Source organism: Aeromonas sp. ASNIH1 (assembly GCF_002934285.1).
Classification (GTDB): Bacteria; Pseudomonadota; Gammaproteobacteria; order Enterobacterales; family Aeromonadaceae; genus Aeromonas; species Aeromonas caviae.
In genome coordinates this window covers 2088420-2110310 of the sequence record NZ_CP026228.1, presented here as the reverse complement: position 1 = coordinate 2110310, position 21891 = coordinate 2088420, and the positions used below count along the sequence as shown (strand labels likewise).

Here is a 21891-nt window from a genome sequence, read left to right as displayed (position 1 = left end):
GTTACGATGCATGGGGCAGCGGCAGGCGCCGCTTTCGATTAGGATACGACCCCATTCCCATCATTTTGCTACGGATGACCTCCATGGAACTGATTGCACGCGAGATGGCGCCCCACAAACGGGTTGCCCTGGTGGCTCACGACAACATGAAAGCCCCTCTGCTGAACTGGGTGCTGCGCCGCAAGGAGGAGCTCAAGCTCCACCATCTCTATGCGACCGGCACCACGGGCACCCTGCTCGGCAAGAAGGCGCAGCTGCCCATTACCTGCCTCTTCTCCGGCCCCATGGGAGGGGATCAACAGCTCGGCGCCCTCATCGCCGAAGGGAAGATAGACGTGATGATCTTCTTCTGGGATCCCCTCAATCCCGCCGCCCACGATCCTGACGTCAAGGCCCTGCTGCGCCTCGCGGCCGTCTGGAACATCCCGGTCGCCACCAACGAGGCGACGGCGGACTTCATCATGGACAGCCCGCACATGCAGCAGGCATTCAGCGTCCAGGTGCCCGACTACGCCGGCTACCTCAAGGCCAGAACCGAATAAGCAACGCCAGACAGCAAAGAGCCGGAACAGATGTCCGGCTCTTTTCTTTCATGGGGGGAAAGGTCAGCGCTGGAGGCTTTTCTGCGCGAATTTGGGCCTGGCATTCATGATCTGCTCCACCTGCTCGTCGCTCATCTTGCCCCGCGACAGCCCCAGAACCTTGTAGGTCAGCAGAGGGCGCGCTGGCAGGGCGATCATCAGGGCGCGGATCTGGTTCTCGTCCTCCTTCTCTCGCGTCGGCTTGCCGTAGGCGTAGGTGAGCACGCCGGCATCCATCAGGTTTTTGACGGCGGGTTCGGTGATCGGCAGGTTTATGACGCTTTTCCGTTGCAGTACGAACTCCCGCAGCACCGCCTTCTCGTTGAAGTCGAGGAAGCCAATCATCTGGGCCAGTTGATCCTGCTGGCGGCGGGACTGCCACTCGTCACAGGCCCACTCCCAGGCGATCAGGAAGCCCTGACTGCAGAAATAGGAGATGGCGATCAACATGCCGACCCCAAGCCAGGCCGCATGAGCCGTGGCCCACTGGCTCACGGCACCTTTCATCAATCCGGCCGGAAACAGCAGGATGATGCTGCAGCAAAGCAGCAGCCAGACCATCAGCCAGTTGAGGCGATTAAGCTGGTAAAAATGTTGGATCCACCGTTTCATCGTTCACCCTTCCCAAGTCAATGTGGACAGTAGCCAACTCGTAGCAATCGCTGTGCCAGCACAAGGATCCCCGTAAAAAGATCAGGATCTCGGACGGGAGAGTCGAGGGGGTTGTCACATCCTTTTACAACTTGTCGCGCGGATCATCTCCTGTTGGCCTTGCGACTCACCGAGCCACTTGGTAAAAAGCCCGCACTGTCACTGGGGAGTAGCAACCCGCCCGAAATCCGGGCAGGGCCCATGTCAACACTCTTGGATCCGCAGATCCATGGCATGGGCGGCGATAGCACCTGTCGTCCTGCAAGACCTTTGGCCTCGATACGCACGCCAGCCGGGCGAGCCGTATCGGGTCCATCGGTTGTTCTGCTCGCCTGGCGGTTACTCATCATGCTGATAACCTTGCTGTTATTTCTGATCTCTGCCGTCACCATCTATCTGTCCTGCGGATACTTCGTCAACGGCATCGAATGGACCGGCCATCATTTCAAACTGTCCCAAAGCGCCACCGGTTCTCTGCTGGCCGCCCTCGGCACGGCCCTGCCCGAATGCATCGTCACCCTGACCGCCCTGCTGATGGGGGATGCCCCCGCCCAGCAGCAGATAGGCATAGGTGCGGCCCTCGGCGGTCCCCTAGTGCTCTCCACCCTTGGCTATGCCGCCGTTGGCGTGACCCTGCTGCTGTGCATGAACCGGGAGCACAGAGCCATCAATAGCGAGGTGCAGCGGGAGATAGGCCGCGATCAGGCCTGGTTTGCCGGCACCTTCCTGTTGGCCGTGCTGCTTGGCATGATGGCCTTCACCGGTAAAACCTGGCTGGCCCCCCTGTTCGTGCTGATCTACCTCCTCTATGTGCGACGTGAGCTGAAACAGACCGACAGCCACGATGCCGAATTGCCCTCCCCCCTCAAGCTGGATCCGCACGCCAGGATCCCGGCGCTCGGCAAGGTGCTGCTGCAAACCCTGGTGGCGCTCGGTGTGGTGGCGCTGGCGGCCCAGCTGTTCGTTCACCAGCTGGAGAGCATGGGCGAGCTGTTCGGCCTCTCTCCGGTGCTGGCGGCCCTGTTGCTGAGCCCGGTGGCCACCGAAATGCCCGAGCTGATGAACGTGCTCATCTGGGTGCGGCAGGGCAAACACCGGCTGGCACTGGCCAATATCTCCGGGGCCATGATGATCCAGGGCACCATTCCCAAGGCGTTCTGCCTGCTGTTCACTCCCTGGCTGCTGGATAGCACCATGATGGCCTCCTCCCTGGTGACGCTGCTGGCGGTCGCGCTGCTGTGGAGGGGGTTCAGTCGGGAGCGGATGACGGCGGGCAGGCTCGCCCTGGTGGGACTGGTTTACCTGAGTTTCTGCGGCTGGCTGATGATGAGCTGAGGGCCAGCATCTGCCTCTGGCGCAACAAGAAAGGGCAGGATCCCATCCTGCCCTTCATCTCACAAAGTAGTCTCAATCAGGCCGAGCCGAGGTCTCAGAACTGCTGGAACCAGCGCTGGATCTGGGCCGGATCCTTGCTCTGGGTCAGGGCGAGCATCAGCAGCACCCGCGCCTTCTGCGGGTTGAGGGTCTCGGCGGCGACGAAGCCGTACTTGGCGTCGTCGATCTCCGCATCCAGGGTGGTGGAACCGGTCGGCACGCGGGCGGAACGCACCACGCGAATGCCGTCCTTGCTCGCCTTGGCCAGGGTGTCGAACAGGGTGTGGTAGAGGTTGCCGTTGCCCACCCCGGCGCTAACGATACCGTCAAACTTGGCATCCACCAGGGCCTTAGCCGGCAGGTCCGAGGCGTTGGCGTAGCTGTAGACGATGCCGACCTGGGGCAGCTTGTCGAGCTTGCTCACGTCAAACGGGGTCTTGCTGGTGTGCAGACGGGCCGGGCTGCGCTGGTAGTCGATCTTGCCGTTGTGGATGTAGCCGAGCGGGCCGAAGTTGGGGGAGGCGAAGGTCTGCACTCCTGTGGTGTTGGTCTTGGTGACGTCGCGGGCATCCAGCACGGTGTCGTTCATTGCCACCATGACGCCACGCCCCTTTGAGGCGGGGTCAGAGGCGGTCACCACGGCGTTGTAGAGGTTCATGGGGCCGTCGGCGCTCATGGCGGTGGAGGGGCGCATGGCGCCCACCAGCACCACCGGCTTGTCGCTCTTGACGGTCAGGTTGAGGAAGTAGGCGGTCTCCTCCATGGTGTCGGTGCCATGGGTGATGACGATACCGTCCACGTCATCCCTGGCCAGCAGCGCGTTGACCCGCTTGGCCAGCGTGAGCCACACCTCGTCGTTCATGTCCTGGGAGCCGATCTTGACCACCTGCTCACCCTGCACGTCGGCCACGTTTTTCATCTCGGGCACGGCGGCGATCAGCGTCTCGATGGCCACCTTGCCGGCCTCGTAGTTGGACTGGGTGGCGGACTGGCCCGCCCCGGCGATGGTGCCGCCGGTGGCCAGAATGTGCACGCTGGGCAGCGCCATGGCCATGGGGGAGAGGGTCAGGCCGAGCACGGCGGCGATCAGGGTCTTGCGAATGGGAAGGGTCATGCTGCAATCCTTTTGGATGAGGGAATTGCAGCATTTTTATTCTTTTTAAACGGGATTTAAGTGATCATTCTCACCAATAAAAAGAAGTAAACAGAATATTAGTCTGATTTATACCAATTAAGTGATAATTCACTCTACCTGAAAGCCTCTCGCCTCGATCAGGGCGATCAACTCGGCTTTGCTCAGCTCACTCTCGATGACAGCCTGGCGGCTGGCAAAGTCGACCGTGGCGGTGCGGACTGCTGGCTGGGCCAGCAAGGCCTTTTGCAGGCTGGCAGCGCAACCGCCGCAGGACATGCCGGTAACGGTGAGTTCGATGGTCATGGGCTCTCTCCTCTGTCGATGTGACCTCAGCCTAAAGCTGCCGCCTCCGGCAAGGTCAAGGGCGAATGCCGATCCCGTCAACCCCGGGTCGTGCATCATGGCGGCGCCCCATCACCCCATCAGTCCCAGGTAGTTCATCAGGGCGGCCCCCAGGCTGGTGGTGACGAGCGAGCCCAGGGTGGTGGTGGCGATGATGTTGGCCGCGAGGGCGCTGTCACCGCCCATGGCGCGGGTCATCACATAGCTGGCGGCGGCGGTGGGGGTCGAGCTGATGAGAAACAGGATGCCGAGGGCCTGAGGGCTGAAACCGAGCGCCCAGGCCCCCAGCACCAGCAGCATGGGGATGCAGCACAACCGGTTGACCGTGGCCCAGCCGGTCAGCATGGCGCCGCCGCGCAGGGCCTTGAGGTTGAGGCTGGCGCCGGTGCACAGCAGGGCCAGCGGCAGGGTCATGTTGGCGAAATAGTTGCCCGTGCTGATGACCAGCTGAGGCAGTTCGATGCCGAGCAGACCGAAGGGCAGGGCCGCCAGAATGGCGATGATGAGGGGGTTTTTGACGATCCCCTTGAGTATGGGGGCGAGCCCCTTTCCGCCCCCCAGGCTGCGGGTCAGGGTGATCACCGCGAGCACGTTGTAGAGCACAGTGATGGAGCCCACCAGCAGGGCGGCGGCCCCTATCCCCTCCGGGCCGTAGGCGTTTTGCACATAGGCCAGCCCCATGATCCCCATGTTGCCGCGAAAGCTGCCCTGCACGAAGATGCCCCGCAATTTCTGCTCGCTGATGAAACGGGCCGCCAGTACCTCCAGCACCAGGAAACCGGCGAGGGTGCCGAGCAGGCCGTAGAGGATGAGCCAGGGGCTAGGCATGGTGGAAAAATCGGTGCGCACCATGCTTAGAAACAAGAGAGCTGGCAGGGTGACCTGGAACACCAGACGGGAGGCGGACTCGACGAAGCTGTCGGGCAAGAGACCCAGCCGCTTGAGCCAGATGCCGAGTACCAGCACCAGACAGATGGGGCCCGTGATGGAGAGAGAGAAGTGCAGACTTGCCAACAGATCCATGATGCGCGTCCTGTGCAACGGCGAAGAAAGTCGCCTGGGAAAGGGCATTCTAACGCCATGGGCTTGTATTCACAGGAGTTAATCACAACAATGTCTGCATCCCGGTTGTCGCCCTCCCCTGTCACGGATCCCCCATGGAAAAGAAACTGACCATCCTCGATATCGCTCGCCTCAGCGGAGTCGGCAAGTCGACCGTCTCCCGGGTGCTCAATCAGGATCCCAAGGTCAATGCCCAGACCAGGGCCAGGGTCGAATCGGTGATCGCCCAGCACGGTTTCGTCCCGAGCAAATCGGCGCGGGCCATGCGCAGCCAGAGCCAGCAGGTGGTCGGCATCGTAGTGTCGCGCCTCGACTCCAGCTCCGAGAACCAGGCGGTGCGCGGCATGCTGGAGACCCTCTACCAGCGTGGCTACGACGCCGTGCTGATGGAGAGCAAGTTCTCCCCCGCCAAGGTGAGCGAGCACCTGGCGGTGCTGGAGCGGCGCGGGGTGGACGGCATCATCCTGTTTGCCTTCAACGATCTGGACTATGCCGCCATGGCGCCGCTCAGGGAGAAACTGGTGCTGATGGCCCGCGAGCGCCCCGGCTTCTCGTCGGTCTGCTTCGACGATGACGGGGCGGTGCGCGCCGTGCTCGCCCACCTCGGGGAGCGTGGCCTGACCGAGGTCGCCTATCTCGGGGTGGAACGCAGCGATCTCACCACTGGGCTGCGTCGGCATCAGGCTTACCTCGACTACTGTCGGGAACAGGGGCGCACGCCCCGCAGCGCCCTCGGGGATCTCGGTCTGCAAAGCGGCTATCGGCTCGCGGCCGAGCTGCTCACCCCCACCACCCAGGCCATGGTCTGTGCCAGCGACACCCTGGCCATCGGCGCCGCCAAATACCTGCAGGAGCAGGGTCGCACCGACATCCTGGTGAGCGGCCTTGGCAGCAATCCCATGCTGACGTTCCTCTTTGCCAACACCCTCAGCCTGGATTTCGGCTACAAGGATGCCGGCATCCTGGCCGCCAGACAGCTGCTCGACCAGATTGAAGAGGGGCAACCCCCCAGAGCGACCATCGCCCCCTGTCAGCCCCTGTAGTCTATCTTTTCCTCCATTCCCGGCGTTTTGCGCTTTTTGTGACCAGCGCCACGAATTGGGAACGTTCCCATTGCCGATGCCAGCCACTGGCTTCATGCTGATTGGGAACGATACCAATAAACGGGCGGTCCTTGGCCAGCCGGTAAAGACACGACCATTATTCATGGAGTCACAGAGGGAAGGCTCATGTCAAAAGTCAACACACAGCATCTGGCGCAGCTGATCGAGCGGATCGGCGGCAAAGAGAACATCACCACTGTCAGCCACTGCCTGACCCGGCTCAGGTTCGTGCTGGCCGATCCGGCCAAGGCCGATCCCAAGGCCATCGAGACCATCCCTTCGGTGAAGGGGAGCTTCACCCAGGGTGGCCAGTTCCAGGTGGTGATCGGCAACGAGGTGGATCAGTGGTACAAGGCGCTCACCCAGGAGATCGGCGTGAGCGGCGGCAGCAAGGAGGCCGCCAAACAGGCCGCCCGCCACAACATGAACCCGTTGGAGCGCGGCATCTCCCACCTGGCGGAGATCTTCGTCCCCCTGCTGCCCGCCATCATCACCGGTGGTCTGATCCTGGGCTTTCGCAACGTCATCGGCGACATCAAGATGTTCGACGACGGCACCCACACCCTCACCGAGATCAGCCAGTTCTGGGCCCAGGTGCACGCCTTCCTCTGGCTGCTGGGTGAAGCCATCTTCCACTTCCTGCCGGTGGGTGTCTGCTGGTCTGCGGTGAAGAAGATGGGCGGCTCCGAGATCCTCGGCATCGTGCTGGGTATCACGCTGGTGTCGCCGCAACTGATGAACGCCTATGGCATCGGCCAGCAGACCCCGGAAGTGTGGGACTTCGGCCTCTTCGTCATCCAGAAGGTAGGGTATCAGGCCCAGGTCATTCCGGCCCTGCTGGCGGGTGTCTTCCTCGCCTGGGTGGAGACCAGCCTCAAGCGCATCATCCCGGCCTATCTCTACCTGGTGATTGTGCCCTTCATCTCCCTGCTGCTGGCGGTGATCGTGGCCCACGCCCTGATCGGTCCGTTCGGCCGCTGGATTGGTGACGGCGTCGGCTTTGCCGCCAAGGCGGCCATGACGGGTTCGTTTGCCCCCATCGGCGCCGCCCTGTTCGGCTTCCTCTATGCGCCCCTGGTCATCACCGGCATCCACCACACCACCAACGCGGTGGACCTGCAACTGATGCAGAGCATGGGCGGCACCCCCATCTGGCCGCTGATCGCCCTCTCCAACATCGCCCAGGCGTCTGCGGTCGTCGGCATCATCCTGATCAGCCGCAAGGAGAACGAGCGGGAGATCTCGGTCCCGGCCGCCATCTCCGCCTATCTCGGGGTGACCGAGCCGGCCATGTACGGCATCAACCTCAAGTACAAGTTCCCCATGCTGTGCGCCATGGTGGGCTCAAGCTGTGCGGCTCTCATCTGCGGCTTCGCCGGGGTGATGGCCAACGGCATCGGGGTGGGCGGCCTGCCGGGCATCCTCTCCATCCAGCCGCAATACTGGGGCATCTACGCCATCGCCATGCTGGTGGCCATCGTGGTCCCCGCCCTGCTGACCCTGCTGGTCTACAAGCGCCAGCAGGCTGCCGGCAAGCTGGATCTGGCCACGGCCTGATCCACACAACCTCGGCGGAGCCCTGGCTCCGCCCTTTATCGTTGCCCTGTTCCAACTAATCCGGTTTCAACCAATGAGCGAACCAACCATGACACAGACACCCTGGTGGCAAAGCGCCGTGATTTACCAGATCTACCCCAAAAGCTTTCAGGATTCCGGCGCCCGTGGCACCGGTGATCTCAAGGGGATCATGGCCCGCCTCGACTACCTCAAGACCCTCGGCGTCGATGCCCTCTGGCTGACCCCGGTCTATGTCTCCCCCCAGGTGGACAACGGCTACGACATCGCCGACTACCTGAATATTGATCCGGCCTACGGCACCATGAGCGATTTCGAAGCGCTCCTGGCCGCCGCCCATGCGCGCGGCATCCGCATCGTGATGGATATCGTGGTCAACCACACCTCCACCGAGCACGCCTGGTTCAAGTCGGCGCTGGGAGACAAGAACAGCCCCTATCGCGACTACTACATCTGGAAAGATCCGGTGGACGGCGGCGTGCCCAACAACTGGCAATCCAAGTTTGGCGGCAGCGCCTGGGAGCTGGACCCGGCCACCGGCCAGTACTACCTGCACCTCTTTGCCCGCGAGCAGGCGGATCTCAACTGGGAAAACCCGGCGGTACGTGCCGAGGTGAAAAACATCATCCACTTCTGGGCCAAGAAGGGGGTGGACGGTTTCCGGCTCGACGTCATCAACCTTATCTCCAAGGATCAGCGCTTCCCGAGCGACGACAGTGGAGATGGCCGCCGCTTCTACACCGACGGGCCGCGCATCCACGAATTCCTGCAGGATGTGAGCCGCGACGTGTTTGCTCCTGTCGGCGCCATGACGGTGGGGGAGATGTCCTCTACTTCTCTGGAGCACTGCCAGCGCTATGGCGCCCTCGATGGCTCCGAGCTCTCCATGGTGTTCAACTTCCATCACCTCAAGGTGGATTACCCCAATGGCGACAAGTGGACCAAGGCGCCGTTCGATTTCCTCGAACTCAAGCGCATCTTCAACCACTGGCAGAGCGGCATGCATGGCAAGGGGTGGTCGGCGCTGTTCTGGTGCAACCACGATCAGCCGCGCATCGTCTCCCGTTTCGGCGATGAGGGCGAGCATAGGGTGGTCGCCGCCAAGATGCTGGCCAGCACGCTGCACGGCCTGCAGGGGACGCCCTACATCTATCAGGGGGAGGAGATCGGCATGACCAACCCCGGCTATCAGCGCATCAACGACTATCAGGATGTGGAGAGTCGCAACATCTTCGCCATCAAGCAGGCGGAAGGGATGAGCGAGGCCGAGATCCTCGCCATTCTCGGTGCCAAGTCCCGGGACAACTCCCGCACCCCGATGCAGTGGAGTGCCGCCTCCAACGCCGGTTTCACCAGCGGGACGCCCTGGCTCAAGCCTGCCGCCAACTATTCCGAGATCAATGCCGAGGCGGCGCTGGCCGACCAGCACTCGGTGTTCTGGCACTACCGGGATTTGATCCGCCTGCGCAAGAGCCATCCCATCTTCACCCAGGGGGATTATCAGGAGCTGCTGGCAGGGCACCCGCAGATCTGGGCCTATGTCCGCCGCGCCAACGGTCAGACCCTGCTGGTGGTGAGCAACTTCTACGGCGAGCCGGTGGAATTTGCCTTGCCTGCCGAGCGGCAAAGCGGGGAGGGGCGACTGCTGCTTGGCAACTACCCGGATAGCCCGGCCCGCCCGCAATCCTGCAAGCTGCGCCCTTACGAATCCCTGATCTGGCTGATGGAGCAATGATGACTGACGCAACAACAGTGCAGCGGCCCGCCGTGCGTGGCCCCGAGTGGCAGAAGATGGTGGCGGGAGCGCCCTATGATGCAGGGGACCCCGAACTGCGGGCTGCGCGGGAGCAGTGTCGCGCCCTGCTGGGAGAACTGAACCGGGAGCGAACCGATGCCCCTGGCTGGGATGAGCGCCTCACCCGCCTGCTGGGTGGCCGCGCAGAACGCTGTTTCATCACGCCCCCCTTCTTCTGCGACTATGGCGCCAACATCTTTGTCGGCGAGAATTTCTACGCCAATTTCAACTGCACCATCCTGGATGTGTGCGAGGTACACATAGGCGACAACGTGCTGCTGGCCCCCGGAGTGCAGATCTACACCGCTACCCACCCGGTGGCGGTAGCGCCTCGCATCAAGGGGGTGGAGTTCGGCAAGCCGGTGCGCATCGGCAACAACGTCTGGATTGGGGGCAGCGTCGTCATCTGCCCGGGCGTCACCATAGGGGACAACAGCGTCATCGGGGCGGGGTCCGTTGTCACCAGAGACATTCCGGCAGGCGTGGTGGCGGTCGGCAATCCCTGCCGGGTCTTGCGCCCCATGACGGCAGAGGAGCTGGCGCCCGGGGCACCTGGCTGACACAGAAGGGGCAGGCCGTACCTGCCCCTGTTCGTTTCCCTGACGGCGCTCCCGCAATGCCGGCAAGGCTTCGGCGCAGCCCCCTCTTTACCCGGGCAGCAAGGCGCCGCAACGCTTGTGCTGTCCCATGACCACCAGAGTCTTGAAACTGCGCACCTGGTCCCTGGCATGGAGCACCCGACGGGTGAACTGCTCGTAACTTTGCATGTCCCTGGCGGCCACTTGCAGCACGAAGTCCTGCTCCCCCGTCACATACCAGAGATCCATCACCTCGGGTTCCCGCTGCAGGCTGGCGATCATCTCATCGACGATGCGGCCATGATCCCGCTCCAGGGTCACCAGCACCAGCATGGTGATGGGCCAGCCCATGGTGGACGGTGCCACCAGCGCCACTTCCCGCTCGATGAGACCCGACTCCCGCAAGGCGCGGACGCGGCGGTAGCAGGCAGGGGCGGAAAGACCGACCCTGTGGGCCAGCTCCGGCGTGGGCAGACGGGCATCCTGTTGCAGCTCGGCGAGGATGAGCAGGTCAAATTTGTCGGTCATGGGGTTCATTAGATAAAAATTATCGCACAAGGCCAGTATTAGACCGGTTTTACCCAAGTCTCCAGATATATTTTACTGCCCATCGTCCTGCCCGGTATGAATACCATGCAACCCAATCCCAATGCCCTCTCCTCTCTTCTGGCCGTCCTGCTCGCCATGCTGTCGATCACCCTCGGCGCCTCCCTGGCCAAATCCCTGTTTCCCCTGCTGGGAGCCGCAGGTACGACCCTGTTCCGGCTGGGGTGCGCCGCCCTCCTTCTCTCCCTGGTGTTTCGCATCTGGCGTGCCCCCCTCGACCGACGCACCCTGCTGGGCGCCATCCCCTACGGCCTGTCGCTTGGGGCCATGAACCTGCTCTTCTATCTCGCCATCGCACGCATTCCCCTCGGCGTAGCCCTGGCCATCGAGTTCATCGGCCCCCTGACAGTGGCCCTGCTCTCCTCACGCCACCGGGCAGACTTCATCTGGCTGATACTGGCCATCGCCGGGCTGCTGCTGCTCTTGCCCCTGCGGGCAACACAGCAGGCCATCGATCCCCTGGGGGCCGCACTGGCTCTCGGGGCTGGCCTCTTCTGGGGGCTCTATATGCTCACCGGAAAGCGGGCAGGAGCCTTGCTGGGCGCACAGGCTCCGGCGCTGGGCATGTGGGTGGGCACCCTGCTGGTATTGCCCTTCGGGCTGGAGGGGGCGATCGAGGCGTCATTCACCGTCCCCGTGATCCTCACCATCATCGGGGTGGGGCTGCTCTCGAGCGCCATCCCCTACTCTTTCGAGATGTTTGCCCTGCGCCGCCTTCCCCTCAAGAGCTACGGCATTCTCACCAGCGGTGAACCGGCCATGGGAGCCTTGATGGGACTGGTATGGCTGGGCGAGCAGTTGCCCCCGTCCCAATGGCTCGGGATAGCCGCCATCATCGCCGCCTCCATGGGCACCACCTGGCAGGCGGGTCGTCGACAAGCCGGCTCCGCCTGAACCAAAAAAACGGGGCCGGCGATGACCGGCCCCGGGGATGGCACGAGCGCGTCAGGACGAGTAGTCGTAACAGCGTTTGAGCTCGCCGAAGTCATAGAAGAAGCTGCCCACCGCAATGGGGGCGCAACCTGCCTTGAAGGCGAGCTCCTTCTCGTTGTAAAGCATCTTCACCAGCACCCGGCCGGCCTCGTTGCGGTAGACATCCCACTGGATGTTGGCCGCATAGGGAGAGACCCAGCCGCCACGCCATTCGTTGTTTTCCTGGCTCATCAGCACGCCGGGCTGGGCGCTCTGGCGACTCCCTTCCAGCTTCATCAGGGCCGCCAGCGGGATCAGGGTCTCCGCATGGGCGAAGCGCAGCTTGGCGACATGCTCGCCCGCCTCTTCCACCACCTGGGTCTGTACCTCGTTGAAGAGGCCGTCAAGCAGGGGCTGGGCCACGGCGTAGGTGGCGCTCTGGCTGGCAAGACTCGGCCCCTTTTCGTAGAAGTCCTCGGCATCGGAGAGGTAGGAGAACCAGGCAGACTCCTCTGGCGTGATGAACTGCTCGAGATCCCAGGACCCGCCTTGTGCCTGCGCCTCCCGGATCATCCCCGGGCCGATGATGAAGAGGTTGTAGAGCATGAGGGCGGCGTCCACCTCGTCGCGCACATGGGTCTTGCCGCCGTCTTCCGGATTCACCGCCACATAATCCACCCCGGCGGCCAGCTCGTCGACGAAGGCTTTACTGTAGAGACGCTCGAGCATCTCGCGGGCCATCACCCGGGTCCTGGGCAGGGCCTTGAGCGCATCGAGGACCTCGGTCAGCTCGGGAGCAGGAGCCACCCCGTTGTCTTCGTCCCCGACAAAGGCCTGATAGGCCTGGAAGGTGGGCAGATACCGGGTGTACTCCCCCTGTGGCTCGGTCTTGTGGAAGTAGAGCTCGAACTTGTTGCGCAGCCCCTTGTCGATCTCGGAAGGGTTCTCCTGGCTGACGTAACAGTCGGGGCTGTCCGTCACCAGAGAGACCCGTTTGGCCAGGCTCTGCATGAAGAAGTAGGCGCTTTCGTTGGCGCGGTCCTTGCCCGATGTCTCGACCTTGAGGCAGAGGGGAGTCGATTCAGTGGTCAGCAGGGTGGGCAGCCGTTCGGCGAGCCGGGTCGCCAGGTTGGCGTGCTCCTCCTTGCCGAGCGCACTCAGCAGGCCATAGCCGAGGGTCTGGTTGGCGGCCGTGACGGCGTCCACCTTGGCGCCGAGCCGTTGGCCCAGCTCGGTCAAGGCCCCCTGCCTCGCGGCCTCCTCCCACACCAGCTTGGTCAGCACGTCGTATTTGGGGCTGGACAGCGAGCGGGAGCCGTGGCGTGCGACCAGCTCGGTGAAGACGGGACTAAAGCCTTCAGGGGCAACCTCATAGCTGTTCATTGCCTGACGGGCGGCATAGACCGCCTTGGTGCTGTATTGATAGTCGCCGACGGCGGGCGAGGAGGAGTCGTTGCCCGAATTGCAGCCGCTCAGCAGGGTGGCCGCCACGCAGGCGGCAAGGGAGGAAACGCGAAACATAGTCATCCTTGAACAAGTGTGAAAATGAAGCCGCACAGTACGCACCGGATGTGACAATCCGGTGTCAGGTCTGGGACATGCACCTCTCTCCTGAAGGGTGACCCCCCCCCCAACCTGCCTGCTTCCTCCCCACAGAACATCATTCACATTTTTTGAACGTGTAGGCCAGTTTATCTCGCTAACAATGACCGGGTGAGGCGCTTAATATTCACACATCGCTTAGGCAGGAGCGCCAAGCCGCAAAACAACTGGTCGTTCATGGCAGTCCCCCATACACATGGGTGACAAACATCCGTGACAAAACAACACACCATTTGAATGACCTCTTGCAAGGATGCATTGATGCAGGCCTGTCAGGCCTTGCCAATGACATAAAAACCAAGAGAGTGAATGAACATGAAAAACGTGATCAAGATGCTGGCCGTTGCAGGCCTGATGAGTGCCGGTGTTGCCCAGGCTTCCGTCCCCGCCGACTTCAACGCCACCCCGGGTGTGCTGTTCGTGAACTGGCATGCCAGCGCCGCCATGGCCGGCAAGGCCAACCCCATGCTGGAGGTGCGCGATGAATCCGGTGATCTGGTGGCCTCCGTCCACGCCAACCTGATGGGTACCCAACAGGTACAGATCCCGAGCCGCGCCCAGGGCAACCTGACCGTCAGCCTCGGCGATCAGAGCAGCGATTACCGCATCCCGTTCGGTATCGGCAGCGGGAATCCCCGCTGATCAACGCAGACGACTTCCCTCCCGGGTCTGGCAAAGACACGCCGACCAGGCGAGAGATCAACGACAAGGGCGCCATCAAGGCGCCCTTGTCGTCGTTGCCGTCGGCATACACGGCTACTGGGTGAAGACGGGACCGAAGCCGGATCCCCACAGGATGGCCGTGGCAGCCAGCACGCAGACCAGCAACACCAGGCCGACCGTCACCACTGAGCTGGCGTAGATGAATCCCTGCTCCTTGGTGATGTGCATCAAGATGGGCACGCCGATATAGAGCAGGTAGACGGAATAGGTCAGCCCGACCAAACCGATGAGCATCACGAACCAGAGATGCGGGAAGAAAGCGGAGAAGCCCACCATGAAGAGTGGCGTGGAGGTGTAGGCCGCCAGCTCCAGCGAGGTCGTGTAGCTAGGATCCGAGCCGAAGGTATGCCCCATCCAGTGCACCAGATAGGAGAGTGCCAGCACGCCGATGATAAGGGTCACGTACATGGCGACCGACAGCTTGAATGCGCTGTTGGCGGTCAGGGTGATGGGATCGCCGACCCCGATGCTCCAGCCGATGTGAACGGCGGAATAGTAGGCGCAGATGGGAGGGATAAGGGCCACGAGCAGGATGTGGGTCAGACTGTTTCTGAAGCTGTCGTGCCGCTCGTCTATGGTATGCCATTCGGTGTGGGGATGGGCATACAATCCCCATAAGTGATTCAATATCATAGCGTTATTCCTTCTCTACATCGGTGGTTGGCGGATCGATACCGGGCTTTCTCCTCTGATTGCGTCATGTCCGGGCGCTGGTGGCGCCATCGCTTGCCATGGCATGCGATGACTTTAAATAAAGTCGCTCCACCGCCGCTGCGTCAAGCAGGGTCGCCGGGCCAGCCGGGAGGGATGGGAAGACAGCAGGAGGGCACCGGAGGCGGGCACTGATGGCACCCGCCGCCGGCACTCCCGTCAATACTGCTTGGTTTTCGAGGCAAAACCCGCGAGGAAGAGACCGGTCAGGAACATGCCGCAGAAGGCCTCGATGGCCGACAGCAGTTGCAGCGGCGAGGAGGTCTGGGAGATGTCCCCATAACCCAGGGTCACGAAGGTGACGATGCTGAAATAGAGAGAGCGCCCCAGATGGCCGTGGGTTGCAGACTCCGGCGCCAGGAAATAGGTCAGGGTCGCCAGCAGGATCACCCCCATCGACATCAGCAGGCTTCTGATGGGACGCTCCCCAAACCCCCAGGTGATGAAGCTGATGAACTTGCCCGCGCACTTGAGATAGCACAACAGGGAGAGCCAGCACTTCGTCATCGGACCGCTTCGCAGCCAGCGCTCCCGGTACAGCTCCCGCGGGCTCGCCAGGGACTTCATCTCGTGCAGCTTCTCCTTGTAGTAACACTCGCCGGCATCGACGGTGTCACCCACGCTGGAGAAGAGGCGCTTGGCATTGCGATAGAGTTTGCTCGCCTCGTTGTGGTCGATCCGCCCATTGTCGTTGTAGACCACCTCCACCTTGTCCAGGTTGGTGTGCTCCATGGTGGCATCGAAGTTCTTGGCGCTGACGCTGAAGTTTTTCAGCACCGCCCGGGAGGAGTGGAAGCGGATCTCCTCGCACTCTATGGTGAAGTCCTGAAAGACCCCGTCCTCCAGCGCCAGCTCCCGCTTCTTGGCCCAGGCCCTGTGGTCCCACAGCAGGGAGTCGAACAGATCGAGCCCGATCACCCCGCCATTGACCCTGACCCCCTTGGCCGAGCAGTGCCACAGATAAACCTTGGAGTTGTTGACGGCCCCATCGAGAGAGAGCTCGTCGAGACAGGTAAAATCGAGCAACCGGCCGGAGATGATGGGGCTTTTGAGGGCAACACCGCCGATGTTGAGCAGACGATGCTTGCCCAGCACCTGGGCCTCCCCCTTGTTGTTCTCCGAGACCGAGAGCAGGCTTTGCACCCGTTTCACCTCGTCATTGCCATGTTTTCCCGCCAGCCACATGCTGTAAGGCTCGAAACGGGTCTCCGAGCGGATGAGGCCGCTCTTGCGCAGGGATTCCAGTGCACTCGAGGCGCTCTCATACAGACGGACCTTGTCGTCGCTCATGTAGACACAAAGGCTCAGCACGCAGCGGGAGCTGATGAAGCGGGCGATGCCGATCTGGAAGATCACGCTTTTTTCTATCTTCTGCTCCGCCATCCAGTCGTCGAAATGGGGCAGCGACGCCACCAGCAGCGCCCAGATACGGGGATAATCGTTCTCACGCCGCCACTCGTTGAATTGCTCGGGGGAAAGCTGCCAAAGCTCTGTTGCATTCATGCATGACCTCACTCAAGAAACCGATCCCGTTTTGCCGGGCCAGGGTGACGGCAAGCGTCGATCACGACAGGGTGATCCGGCGGGCACAGCATAGGGACTCACCACGCCATCATACTCGGCAGACGGGCCAAGTCACTGGGAGGAAAGATTCAAGAGGGGCGCTGCGGCAGCTTTGTCACCGGACAGGACGCTTTTCGAACAGCGGGAAGCGGAACATCGAAAAACGGGAAAAGAAAAAGCCCAGCATTGCTGCTGGGCTTTTTATTTGGCTCCTCCTGCTGGGCTCGAACCAGCGACCTGCGGATTAACAGTCCGTCGCTCTACCGACTGAGCTAAGGAGGAATTATTCGTGGTGCCCAGAGACGGAATCGAACCGCCGACACGGGGATTTTCAATCCCCTGCTCTACCGACTGAGCTATCTGGGCAAATGGTGCCGGCTACCGGAATCGAACTGGTGACCTACTGATTACAAGTCAGTTGCTCTACCTACTGAGCTAAGCCGGCACACTTCAAACCATTGTGCATGAACACGTTTTTATTTCATGGCACCAAAATATGGTGCCCAGAGACGGAATCGAACCGCCGACACGGGGATTTTCAATCCCCTGCTCTACCGACTGAGCTATCTGGGCGTGGGCGCTATTAAACGGATTTTAGGGCAGGTGGTCAACGGGAAATTTCACTTTTCGTCTCGTTCGTCTCTTTTTTGCGCAGCATCATCCATTTTCATCACTTCTGCTGGCGGGACCGCTCCCCGGCGCCCCCAGAGGCGGGACTCCTCCCCCTTGAGCAGGCGGGTAATGTTCTCGTGATGACGGATCAGGATGAGACAGGAGAGCAGGGAGACCGGCAACGTGTATTCCGGTTTGAGCAGATAGGTAAAGAGCGGAGTCAGCAACACGGTCACGATGGACGCCAGTGACGAATAGCCGCTCACCAGCAGCACCAGCAGCCAGGTGGTGATGACGGCGCCCCCCATGGCAAACCCAATGGGCAGCATGGTACCGAGGGCGGTGGCGACGCCCTTGCCGCCACGGAAGTGGAAGAAGAGGGGGTACATGTGGCCCAGACAGGCGGCCACCCCGATAAAGCCGAGGTAGACGGGCTTGATCTGCAGATACCAGGCGAGGTAGACGGGGGCCATCCCCTTGAGCACGTCGAGAAGCAGTACGATCAGCGCCGCCATCCGGCCGCCGAGGCGCAACACATTGGTCGCCCCCGGGTTGTGGGAACCATGGTCACGGGGATCCGGCAGACCCGTGATGCGGGAAACCAGCACGGCACTGGACAGCGAGCCGCCCAGATAGGCCAGAATAATCATCAAAATCGTCAGGGCCGTCATCTTGGTCGTTTTTACCACGATATGAATGGGGTATGATGCGGGCCACATTCCCAGGCCCGGGCTTGCCCGAAAGCGTGTCGCCCAAACCGGCCGCCAGCGGCAATCTGCTTGCCGGGCCTGCATCCCTGCGCTGTTTTCACAGCCCATCAAGAGTAAAGAAGAAGTACTGTCATGGACAAGGTGTTTATTCGCGGACTCGAGGTTTTGACCACCATAGGGGTATATGAGTGGGAGAAGGGCATTCGCCAGAAGCTCTGTTTCGACCTCGAGATGGGGTTTGACAATCGCCCAGCCGCCGCAACCGACGATATCAATCTGGCGCTGGATTACGCCACCCTCTCTCGCAAGATCTGTGATCACGCCCAGGGCAAGATAGTGGAGCTGGTAGAGACCATGGCCGAGCAGGTCGCCGCCCTGGTGCTGGAAGACGAGCGGGTACAGTGGGTCAAGGTGACCCTGACCAAACCGGGTGCCGTGCCCAATGCGGCAGGTGTCGGGGTCGAGATCCTGCGCCATCGCACGCCGGCTGCGAGCGCCAACTGATGACCCGCATCTATATCAGTCTGGGATCCAACATCGATCGGGAACGCCATATCCGCGCCGGCCTCGATGCCCTGCACGCCGAATTCGGCGAGTTGCAGGTCTCCCGGGTATTCGAGAGCGAGGCGGTGGGCTTCAACGGCCGCCCCTTCTACAACCTGGTGGTGGGTGCCGATACCGAGCTGCCCCTGGCGACCCTGTGCCAGCGGCTGCGCGCCATGGAGTTCGCTCACGGCCGCGAGCCGGATGCCAAGAAGTTCGCCCCGCGCACCCTGGATCTCGATCTGCTGCTCTACGGCGAGCTGGTCTGCGAGACACCGCTGGTGCTGCCCCGCGGCGAGATCCTCACCAACGCCTTCGTGCTCTGGCCGCTGGCGGAGCTGGCCCCCACATTCCGCCACCCCATCGATGGTCGCACCATCGCTGAGCTGTGGGCAGGTTACGACAAAGCCTCTCAGCGCCTTGACCCCATTCCCTTCCACTGGAAAGCGGGCGAATTGCAGCATCACTGAACAGCAAGGGCACCCTCGGGTGCCCTTGTTGATGACTCCGCTGATGATGGATAAGAAACGGTGATTGGGCCTGCGCCGGTGCAAGTGGCAGGATGACCGCCATCACAGGAGAACCCCATGCCACTCGATGCCATTCACGACTTCAACTGTCAGTTGCTCACCGACCTGCCCTACCAGCACTTCGAGCACGAACCCATCCTCGATTACGCCACCGACGAGCGGGTCAAGGCTCGCCTCGGCTGGCAGGCCGAGTTCAGCAAGACCCTTTTCCTCAAATTCAAGGATGGTCGCTTCGCCCTGCTGCTGACCCACAGGGACGGCCGGCTCGACAGCAAGGCGGTCAAGGCGGCGCTCGGTGCCAAACCCTCCATCTGCACTGCCGACGAGATGCAGACCGAGATTGGCTGCCTGCCGGGAGCCGTCTGCCCCTTCCTGCCCCGCGCCGACATCCCCCTGCTGGTGGATCCCGTGCTCATGAATCACCACGCCTTTACCTGGACGCCGGGCCACCCCGAGCAGACTTTCCTGCTGGAGACTACCCACCTGGCCGGACTGCTGGCCCGATTGCCCTGCGACGTGAGCTACCTGCCCGCCCCCTGAGCCTGGGACTCAGCGCTTTTCCCGCGCCAGCTGGGCGAAGATCAGCGCCGCCAGCATGGACATCAGGCCGATGCACAGATAGGTGAGGTGGAACCCCTCCAGCCAGCGGCCACTCTCCTCGGGCTGGCCGATGGAGAAGAGTCCCAGCAGGCTGGCGGCGATGGCCACCCCCAGGCTCATGGAGAGCTGCATCACCACCGACAGCAGACCGTTGCCGCTGCTGGCGTGCTCACTGCTGAGATCCTGCAGGGTCAGGGTGTTCATGGCGGAAAATTGCAGGGAGTTGATGGCGCCAAAGACCGCCAGCCACACCAGCAGTACGCCGTGGGGCACCTGGTTGTCGATGAAATAGAAGCTCGCGATCATGGCCCCGAGCGCCAGGGTGTTGCCGATCAGGATGCGGCGATAACCGATGCGCGGAATGAGCTTGTTCACCAGCGTCTTGGTCAGCATGGCGCCGATCACCGTGGGGATCATGGTCATCCCCGCCTTGCTCGGGGAGAAGCCGAGCCCCAGTTGCAGGAAGAGCGGGGTGAGAAACGGCATGGCGCCGCTGCCGAGGCGGGCAAACAGATTGCCCCAGATACCGATGGCGAAGGTGGACGTCTTGAACAGCGCCAGACTGAACAGGGGCTGCTCCGCCGTGGCGGCATAGAGCCAGTAGCTCGCCATGGCGGCCAGACCGAACAATACCGCAAACAGGGCCCAGCCGGTTGAGATGCTGTGCTCCCCCAGGCCTTGCAGACCGACGGATACCAGCACCATGCCGACACTGAACAGCACAAACCCCTGCCAGTCAAACCTGGCGGTGTGCTGGCGAAGGTCGGGCATGAAGTGCCAGCTTGCCACGAAGCCGAGCAGGCCCACTGGCAGGTTGATGAGGAAGACCCAGTGCCAGCTCGCCACCTCCACCAGCCAGCCCCCCAGGGCCGGGCCGATGAGGGGGCCGAGCAGACCGGGGATGGTGACGAACGACATCACCCTCAGCAGCTCATGCTTGCTGTAGACCCGCAGCACCGCCAGACGCCCGATAGGCATCAGCAAGGCCCCCCCGACCCCTTGCAACACCCGGGCGATCACCAGCATGGGCAGGGTGTTGGCGATGGCACAGGCCAGGGAACCCAGGGTAAACAGCAGGATGGCGACCAGATAGACCCGGCGGGTGCCAAATCTGTCCGCCAGCCAGCCGGAGGCGGGAATGAGCAGGGCCACCGTCAGCATGTAGGCGATGATGACGGACTGCATCTGCAGCGGACTCTCGCCCAGGGCCTCGGCCATGCTGGGCAGGGCGGTGTTGAGGATGGTGCCATCCAGGGTCTGCATGAAAAAACCGACCGCCGTCAGCCAGGGCAGCCATTTGCGCTGGGCGGGCGTCACCATCGGGGAGCTGTCAGGCATGGTTCTGTCTCTCCTCATCACATAAGAAAAGACCCGCACGAGCGCGGGCCATATCAGCATATCAGGCATCCGGGTGGCCGAGCATGGCCTTGAGGTGCTCTTCCAGGCTGGGTTCGGGGGCCTTGAGGGTCGAGAGGAACAACTGCTCTATGCCAGCCCTGTCCTGGCTCTTCACGATGAACACCAGCCGGGACTGGGCCTTGCCTTCGGGCCACTCCCCCAGCGCCTGCAACGGATAGAGCTGGCCGTGCACGCCGTGGATCACCACGGGCTGGCTCTCCCCTTCCAGTTGCAATATCCCCTTGAGACGCAGCAGGGCATCGCCGTATTGCGCCTGCACCGCATCGATGGCGGCCAGCAGGCGGGAAGGCTTGAGCGGCTCGCCGATGCGCAGGGAGAAACTTTCTATATTGCCGTGCTCGAAGCGGGTGGGCGCGACCGTCCCCACCTTGGCGGCAAACGGCGTCATCTTCGGCTGCATGGGCGAAGCCAGCCCCTGTTTCGGGGATTCGGTACGCAGCCAGGCCAGCAACTGGCGCACGTCGCGCCCCGCCGCCTCGTTGTAGGCGCCGAGCTTCTCCAGCACCGCGGGTGAGAGCACCCCATTGCTGACCCGCTGGATGGGGGCTGCCGGATTGAGGGCCGCCAGTTGGGCTTCCACCCGAGCAAGGGTCTCTTCATCCACCAGATCGCCCTTGCTCACCACCAGCAGATCCGCCAGCGCCACCTGTTTGACCGCCTCATATTGAGCGGCCAGCTGCTGCTCGATATGGCCGGCATCCACCACGGTGACGGTGCCATCGAAGCGGTAGCGCTGGGCGATAAAGCCCTCTTCCCTCAACGTGAACAGCACAGGGGCCGGATCGGCCAGACCCGTGGTCTCGATGATCAGCCGTTTGAAGGGTTTGATTTTGCGCTGGATGGCCTTCATGAAGAGCCCCTGCAGCGCCTCAACCAGGGAGCCCTGCACCGAGCAGCAGATGCAGCCGGAATCGAGCAGCACCACCTGCTCGTCCACCTGCTGTACCAGATGGTGATCCAGCCCCACGGAGCCGAACTCGTTGATGAGCACGGCACACTCCCCGAGCTCGGGCTGCTTGACCCAATGGTTGAGCAAGGTGGTCTTGCCGCTGCCGAGAAAGCCGGTCAGCAGGGTCACGGGGATGCGGGTGTCTTGCATGTCTGTCATCGGGTTGCCCCCCCTCTGATCGGCAGGAGGATGAGTAAGCGAGTGTCTTGCATATC

Annotated in this window: 22 protein-coding genes, 4 tRNA genes and 1 riboswitch; of the genes, 11 read left to right on the top strand and 15 right to left on the bottom strand. The window is 62.3% G+C overall.

All coding sequences use genetic code 11. From position 1 onward, the window contains the following. The first annotated feature begins 83 nt into the window (after positions 1-83). Complete coding sequence (locus tag C2U37_RS10240) at positions 84-542, top strand: methylglyoxal synthase (RefSeq protein ID WP_041211864.1); 459 nt, start codon at positions 84-86, stop codon at positions 540-542. Positions 543-605: 63 nt separating this feature from the next. On the opposite strand, the gene C2U37_RS10235 is transcribed toward C2U37_RS10240, so the two are convergent. Beyond that, entirely contained in the window at positions 606-1193 is a 588-nt protein-coding gene (locus C2U37_RS10235; RefSeq protein WP_010675780.1) for a superinfection exclusion B family protein, read from the bottom strand. Between the two features lie 191 nt (positions 1194-1384). Next, a riboswitch (yybP-ykoY riboswitch) is annotated at positions 1385-1492 on the top strand. An 88-nt stretch (positions 1493-1580) separates the two neighbouring features. Between C2U37_RS10235 and C2U37_RS10230 the strand changes: the two genes are divergently transcribed. Then, the gene (locus C2U37_RS10230) at positions 1581-2567 is read left to right on the top strand and encodes a sodium:calcium antiporter (RefSeq protein ID WP_267893179.1); all 987 of its coding nucleotides are present in this window, start codon (positions 1581-1583) and stop codon (positions 2565-2567) included. A gap of 94 nt (positions 2568-2661) precedes the next feature. Here C2U37_RS10230 and ansB read toward each other — a convergent pair whose 3' ends face one another. The 3 genes from ansB to C2U37_RS10215 form a co-directional block, all read right to left on the bottom strand. Beyond that, positions 2662-3720 (bottom strand): L-asparaginase 2, encoded by a 1059-nt coding sequence (gene ansB / locus C2U37_RS10225; RefSeq protein ID WP_010675782.1) that lies wholly within the window; start codon positions 3718-3720, stop codon positions 2662-2664. A 129-nt stretch (positions 3721-3849) separates the two neighbouring features. After that, entirely contained in the window at positions 3850-4044 is a 195-nt protein-coding gene (locus tag C2U37_RS10220; protein ID WP_042015137.1) for a heavy-metal-associated domain-containing protein, read from the bottom strand. 111 nt (positions 4045-4155) lie between these two features. After that, positions 4156-5106: an AEC family transporter gene (locus C2U37_RS10215; RefSeq protein ID WP_104452220.1), complete on the bottom strand. Its 951-nt coding sequence runs from the start codon at positions 5104-5106 to the stop codon at positions 4156-4158. Between the two features lie 134 nt (positions 5107-5240). On the opposite strand from C2U37_RS10215, the gene treR reads away from it, so the two are divergent. The 4 genes from treR to C2U37_RS10195 all read left to right on the top strand — a co-directional run bounded on the left by treR (position 5241) and on the right by C2U37_RS10195 (position 10178). Beyond that, the gene (gene treR, locus C2U37_RS10210; RefSeq protein WP_041211765.1) at positions 5241-6188 is read left to right on the top strand and encodes a trehalose operon repressor TreR; all 948 of its coding nucleotides are present in this window, start codon (positions 5241-5243) and stop codon (positions 6186-6188) included. A 186-nt stretch (positions 6189-6374) separates the two neighbouring features. Next, the gene (gene treB / locus C2U37_RS10205; RefSeq protein WP_039039721.1) at positions 6375-7805 is read left to right on the top strand and encodes a PTS trehalose transporter subunit IIBC; all 1431 of its coding nucleotides are present in this window, start codon (positions 6375-6377) and stop codon (positions 7803-7805) included. Between the two features lie 88 nt (positions 7806-7893). Beyond that, the gene (gene treC, locus C2U37_RS10200; protein WP_104452219.1) at positions 7894-9558 is read left to right on the top strand and encodes an alpha,alpha-phosphotrehalase; all 1665 of its coding nucleotides are present in this window, start codon (positions 7894-7896) and stop codon (positions 9556-9558) included. Further along, on the top strand, positions 9558-10178 hold the full coding sequence (locus C2U37_RS10195; protein ID WP_103243774.1) for a sugar O-acetyltransferase: 621 nt from the start codon (positions 9558-9560) through the stop codon (positions 10176-10178). Before treC ends, C2U37_RS10195 begins: the two co-directional genes overlap by 1 nt. An 87-nt stretch (positions 10179-10265) precedes the next feature. Here C2U37_RS10195 and C2U37_RS10190 read toward each other — a convergent pair whose 3' ends face one another. Beyond that, positions 10266-10724, bottom strand: coding sequence for an Lrp/AsnC family transcriptional regulator (locus C2U37_RS10190; RefSeq protein WP_039039724.1), 459 nt, complete (start codon positions 10722-10724; stop codon positions 10266-10268). Between the two features lie 96 nt (positions 10725-10820). On the opposite strand from C2U37_RS10190, the gene C2U37_RS10185 reads away from it, so the two are divergent. Continuing rightward, entirely contained in the window at positions 10821-11696 is an 876-nt protein-coding gene (locus C2U37_RS10185; protein WP_104452218.1) for an EamA family transporter, read from the top strand. Between the two features lie 51 nt (positions 11697-11747). Here C2U37_RS10185 and C2U37_RS10180 read toward each other — a convergent pair whose 3' ends face one another. After that, the gene (locus tag C2U37_RS10180) at positions 11748-13241 is read right to left on the bottom strand and encodes a histidine-type phosphatase (RefSeq protein ID WP_102948912.1); all 1494 of its coding nucleotides are present in this window, start codon (positions 13239-13241) and stop codon (positions 11748-11750) included. Positions 13242-13625: 384 nt separating this feature from the next. Between C2U37_RS10180 and C2U37_RS10175 the strand changes: the two genes are divergently transcribed. Beyond that, entirely contained in the window at positions 13626-13958 is a 333-nt protein-coding gene (locus C2U37_RS10175; protein ID WP_039039727.1) for a hypothetical protein, read from the top strand. Between the two features lie 114 nt (positions 13959-14072). On the opposite strand, the gene C2U37_RS10170 is transcribed toward C2U37_RS10175, so the two are convergent. The 7 genes from C2U37_RS10170 to plsY form a co-directional block, all read right to left on the bottom strand. After that, positions 14073-14672, bottom strand: a complete 600-nt coding sequence (locus C2U37_RS10170) for a Yip1 family protein (RefSeq protein WP_029314835.1) — start codon at positions 14670-14672, stop codon at positions 14073-14075. A gap of 237 nt (positions 14673-14909) precedes the next feature. Continuing rightward, positions 14910-16253, bottom strand: a complete 1344-nt coding sequence (locus C2U37_RS10165) for a potassium channel family protein (protein ID WP_104452217.1) — start codon at positions 16251-16253, stop codon at positions 14910-14912. A gap of 266 nt (positions 16254-16519) precedes the next feature. After that, a tRNA-Asn gene (locus C2U37_RS10160) sits at positions 16520-16595 on the bottom strand. A gap of 8 nt (positions 16596-16603) precedes the next feature. After that, a tRNA-Phe gene (locus C2U37_RS10155) sits at positions 16604-16679 on the bottom strand. Positions 16680-16682: 3 nt separating this feature from the next. After that, positions 16683-16758 (bottom strand) — tRNA-Thr (locus C2U37_RS10150). 52 nt (positions 16759-16810) lie between these two features. After that, positions 16811-16886, bottom strand: a tRNA-Phe gene (locus C2U37_RS10145). A 47-nt stretch (positions 16887-16933) separates the two neighbouring features. Further along, on the bottom strand, positions 16934-17596 hold the full coding sequence (plsY, locus tag C2U37_RS10140) for a glycerol-3-phosphate 1-O-acyltransferase PlsY (RefSeq protein ID WP_029314836.1): 663 nt from the start codon (positions 17594-17596) through the stop codon (positions 16934-16936). A gap of 171 nt (positions 17597-17767) precedes the next feature. Between plsY and folB the strand changes: the two genes are divergently transcribed. From folB to C2U37_RS10125, 3 genes are all read left to right on the top strand, one after another. Beyond that, positions 17768-18139 (top strand): dihydroneopterin aldolase, encoded by a 372-nt coding sequence (gene folB / locus C2U37_RS10135; protein WP_010675798.1) that lies wholly within the window; start codon positions 17768-17770, stop codon positions 18137-18139. Then, positions 18139-18648, top strand: a complete 510-nt coding sequence (gene folK, locus C2U37_RS10130; protein WP_041213984.1) for a 2-amino-4-hydroxy-6-hydroxymethyldihydropteridine diphosphokinase — start codon at positions 18139-18141, stop codon at positions 18646-18648. The genes folB and folK overlap by 1 nt, the downstream gene beginning before the upstream one ends. A gap of 117 nt (positions 18649-18765) precedes the next feature. Then, complete coding sequence (locus C2U37_RS10125; RefSeq protein ID WP_104452216.1) at positions 18766-19248, top strand: YbaK/EbsC family protein; 483 nt, start codon at positions 18766-18768, stop codon at positions 19246-19248. Positions 19249-19257: 9 nt separating this feature from the next. On the opposite strand, the gene mdtD is transcribed toward C2U37_RS10125, so the two are convergent. Together mdtD and C2U37_RS10115 are read right to left on the bottom strand one after the other, a co-directional pair. Further along, positions 19258-20646, bottom strand: a complete 1389-nt coding sequence (gene mdtD / locus C2U37_RS10120) for a multidrug transporter subunit MdtD (protein WP_010675801.1) — start codon at positions 20644-20646, stop codon at positions 19258-19260. Between the two features lie 61 nt (positions 20647-20707). Then, on the bottom strand, positions 20708-21835 hold the full coding sequence (locus C2U37_RS10115) for a CobW family GTP-binding protein (RefSeq protein ID WP_199770523.1): 1128 nt from the start codon (positions 21833-21835) through the stop codon (positions 20708-20710). Positions 21836-21891 lie beyond the last annotated feature (56 nt).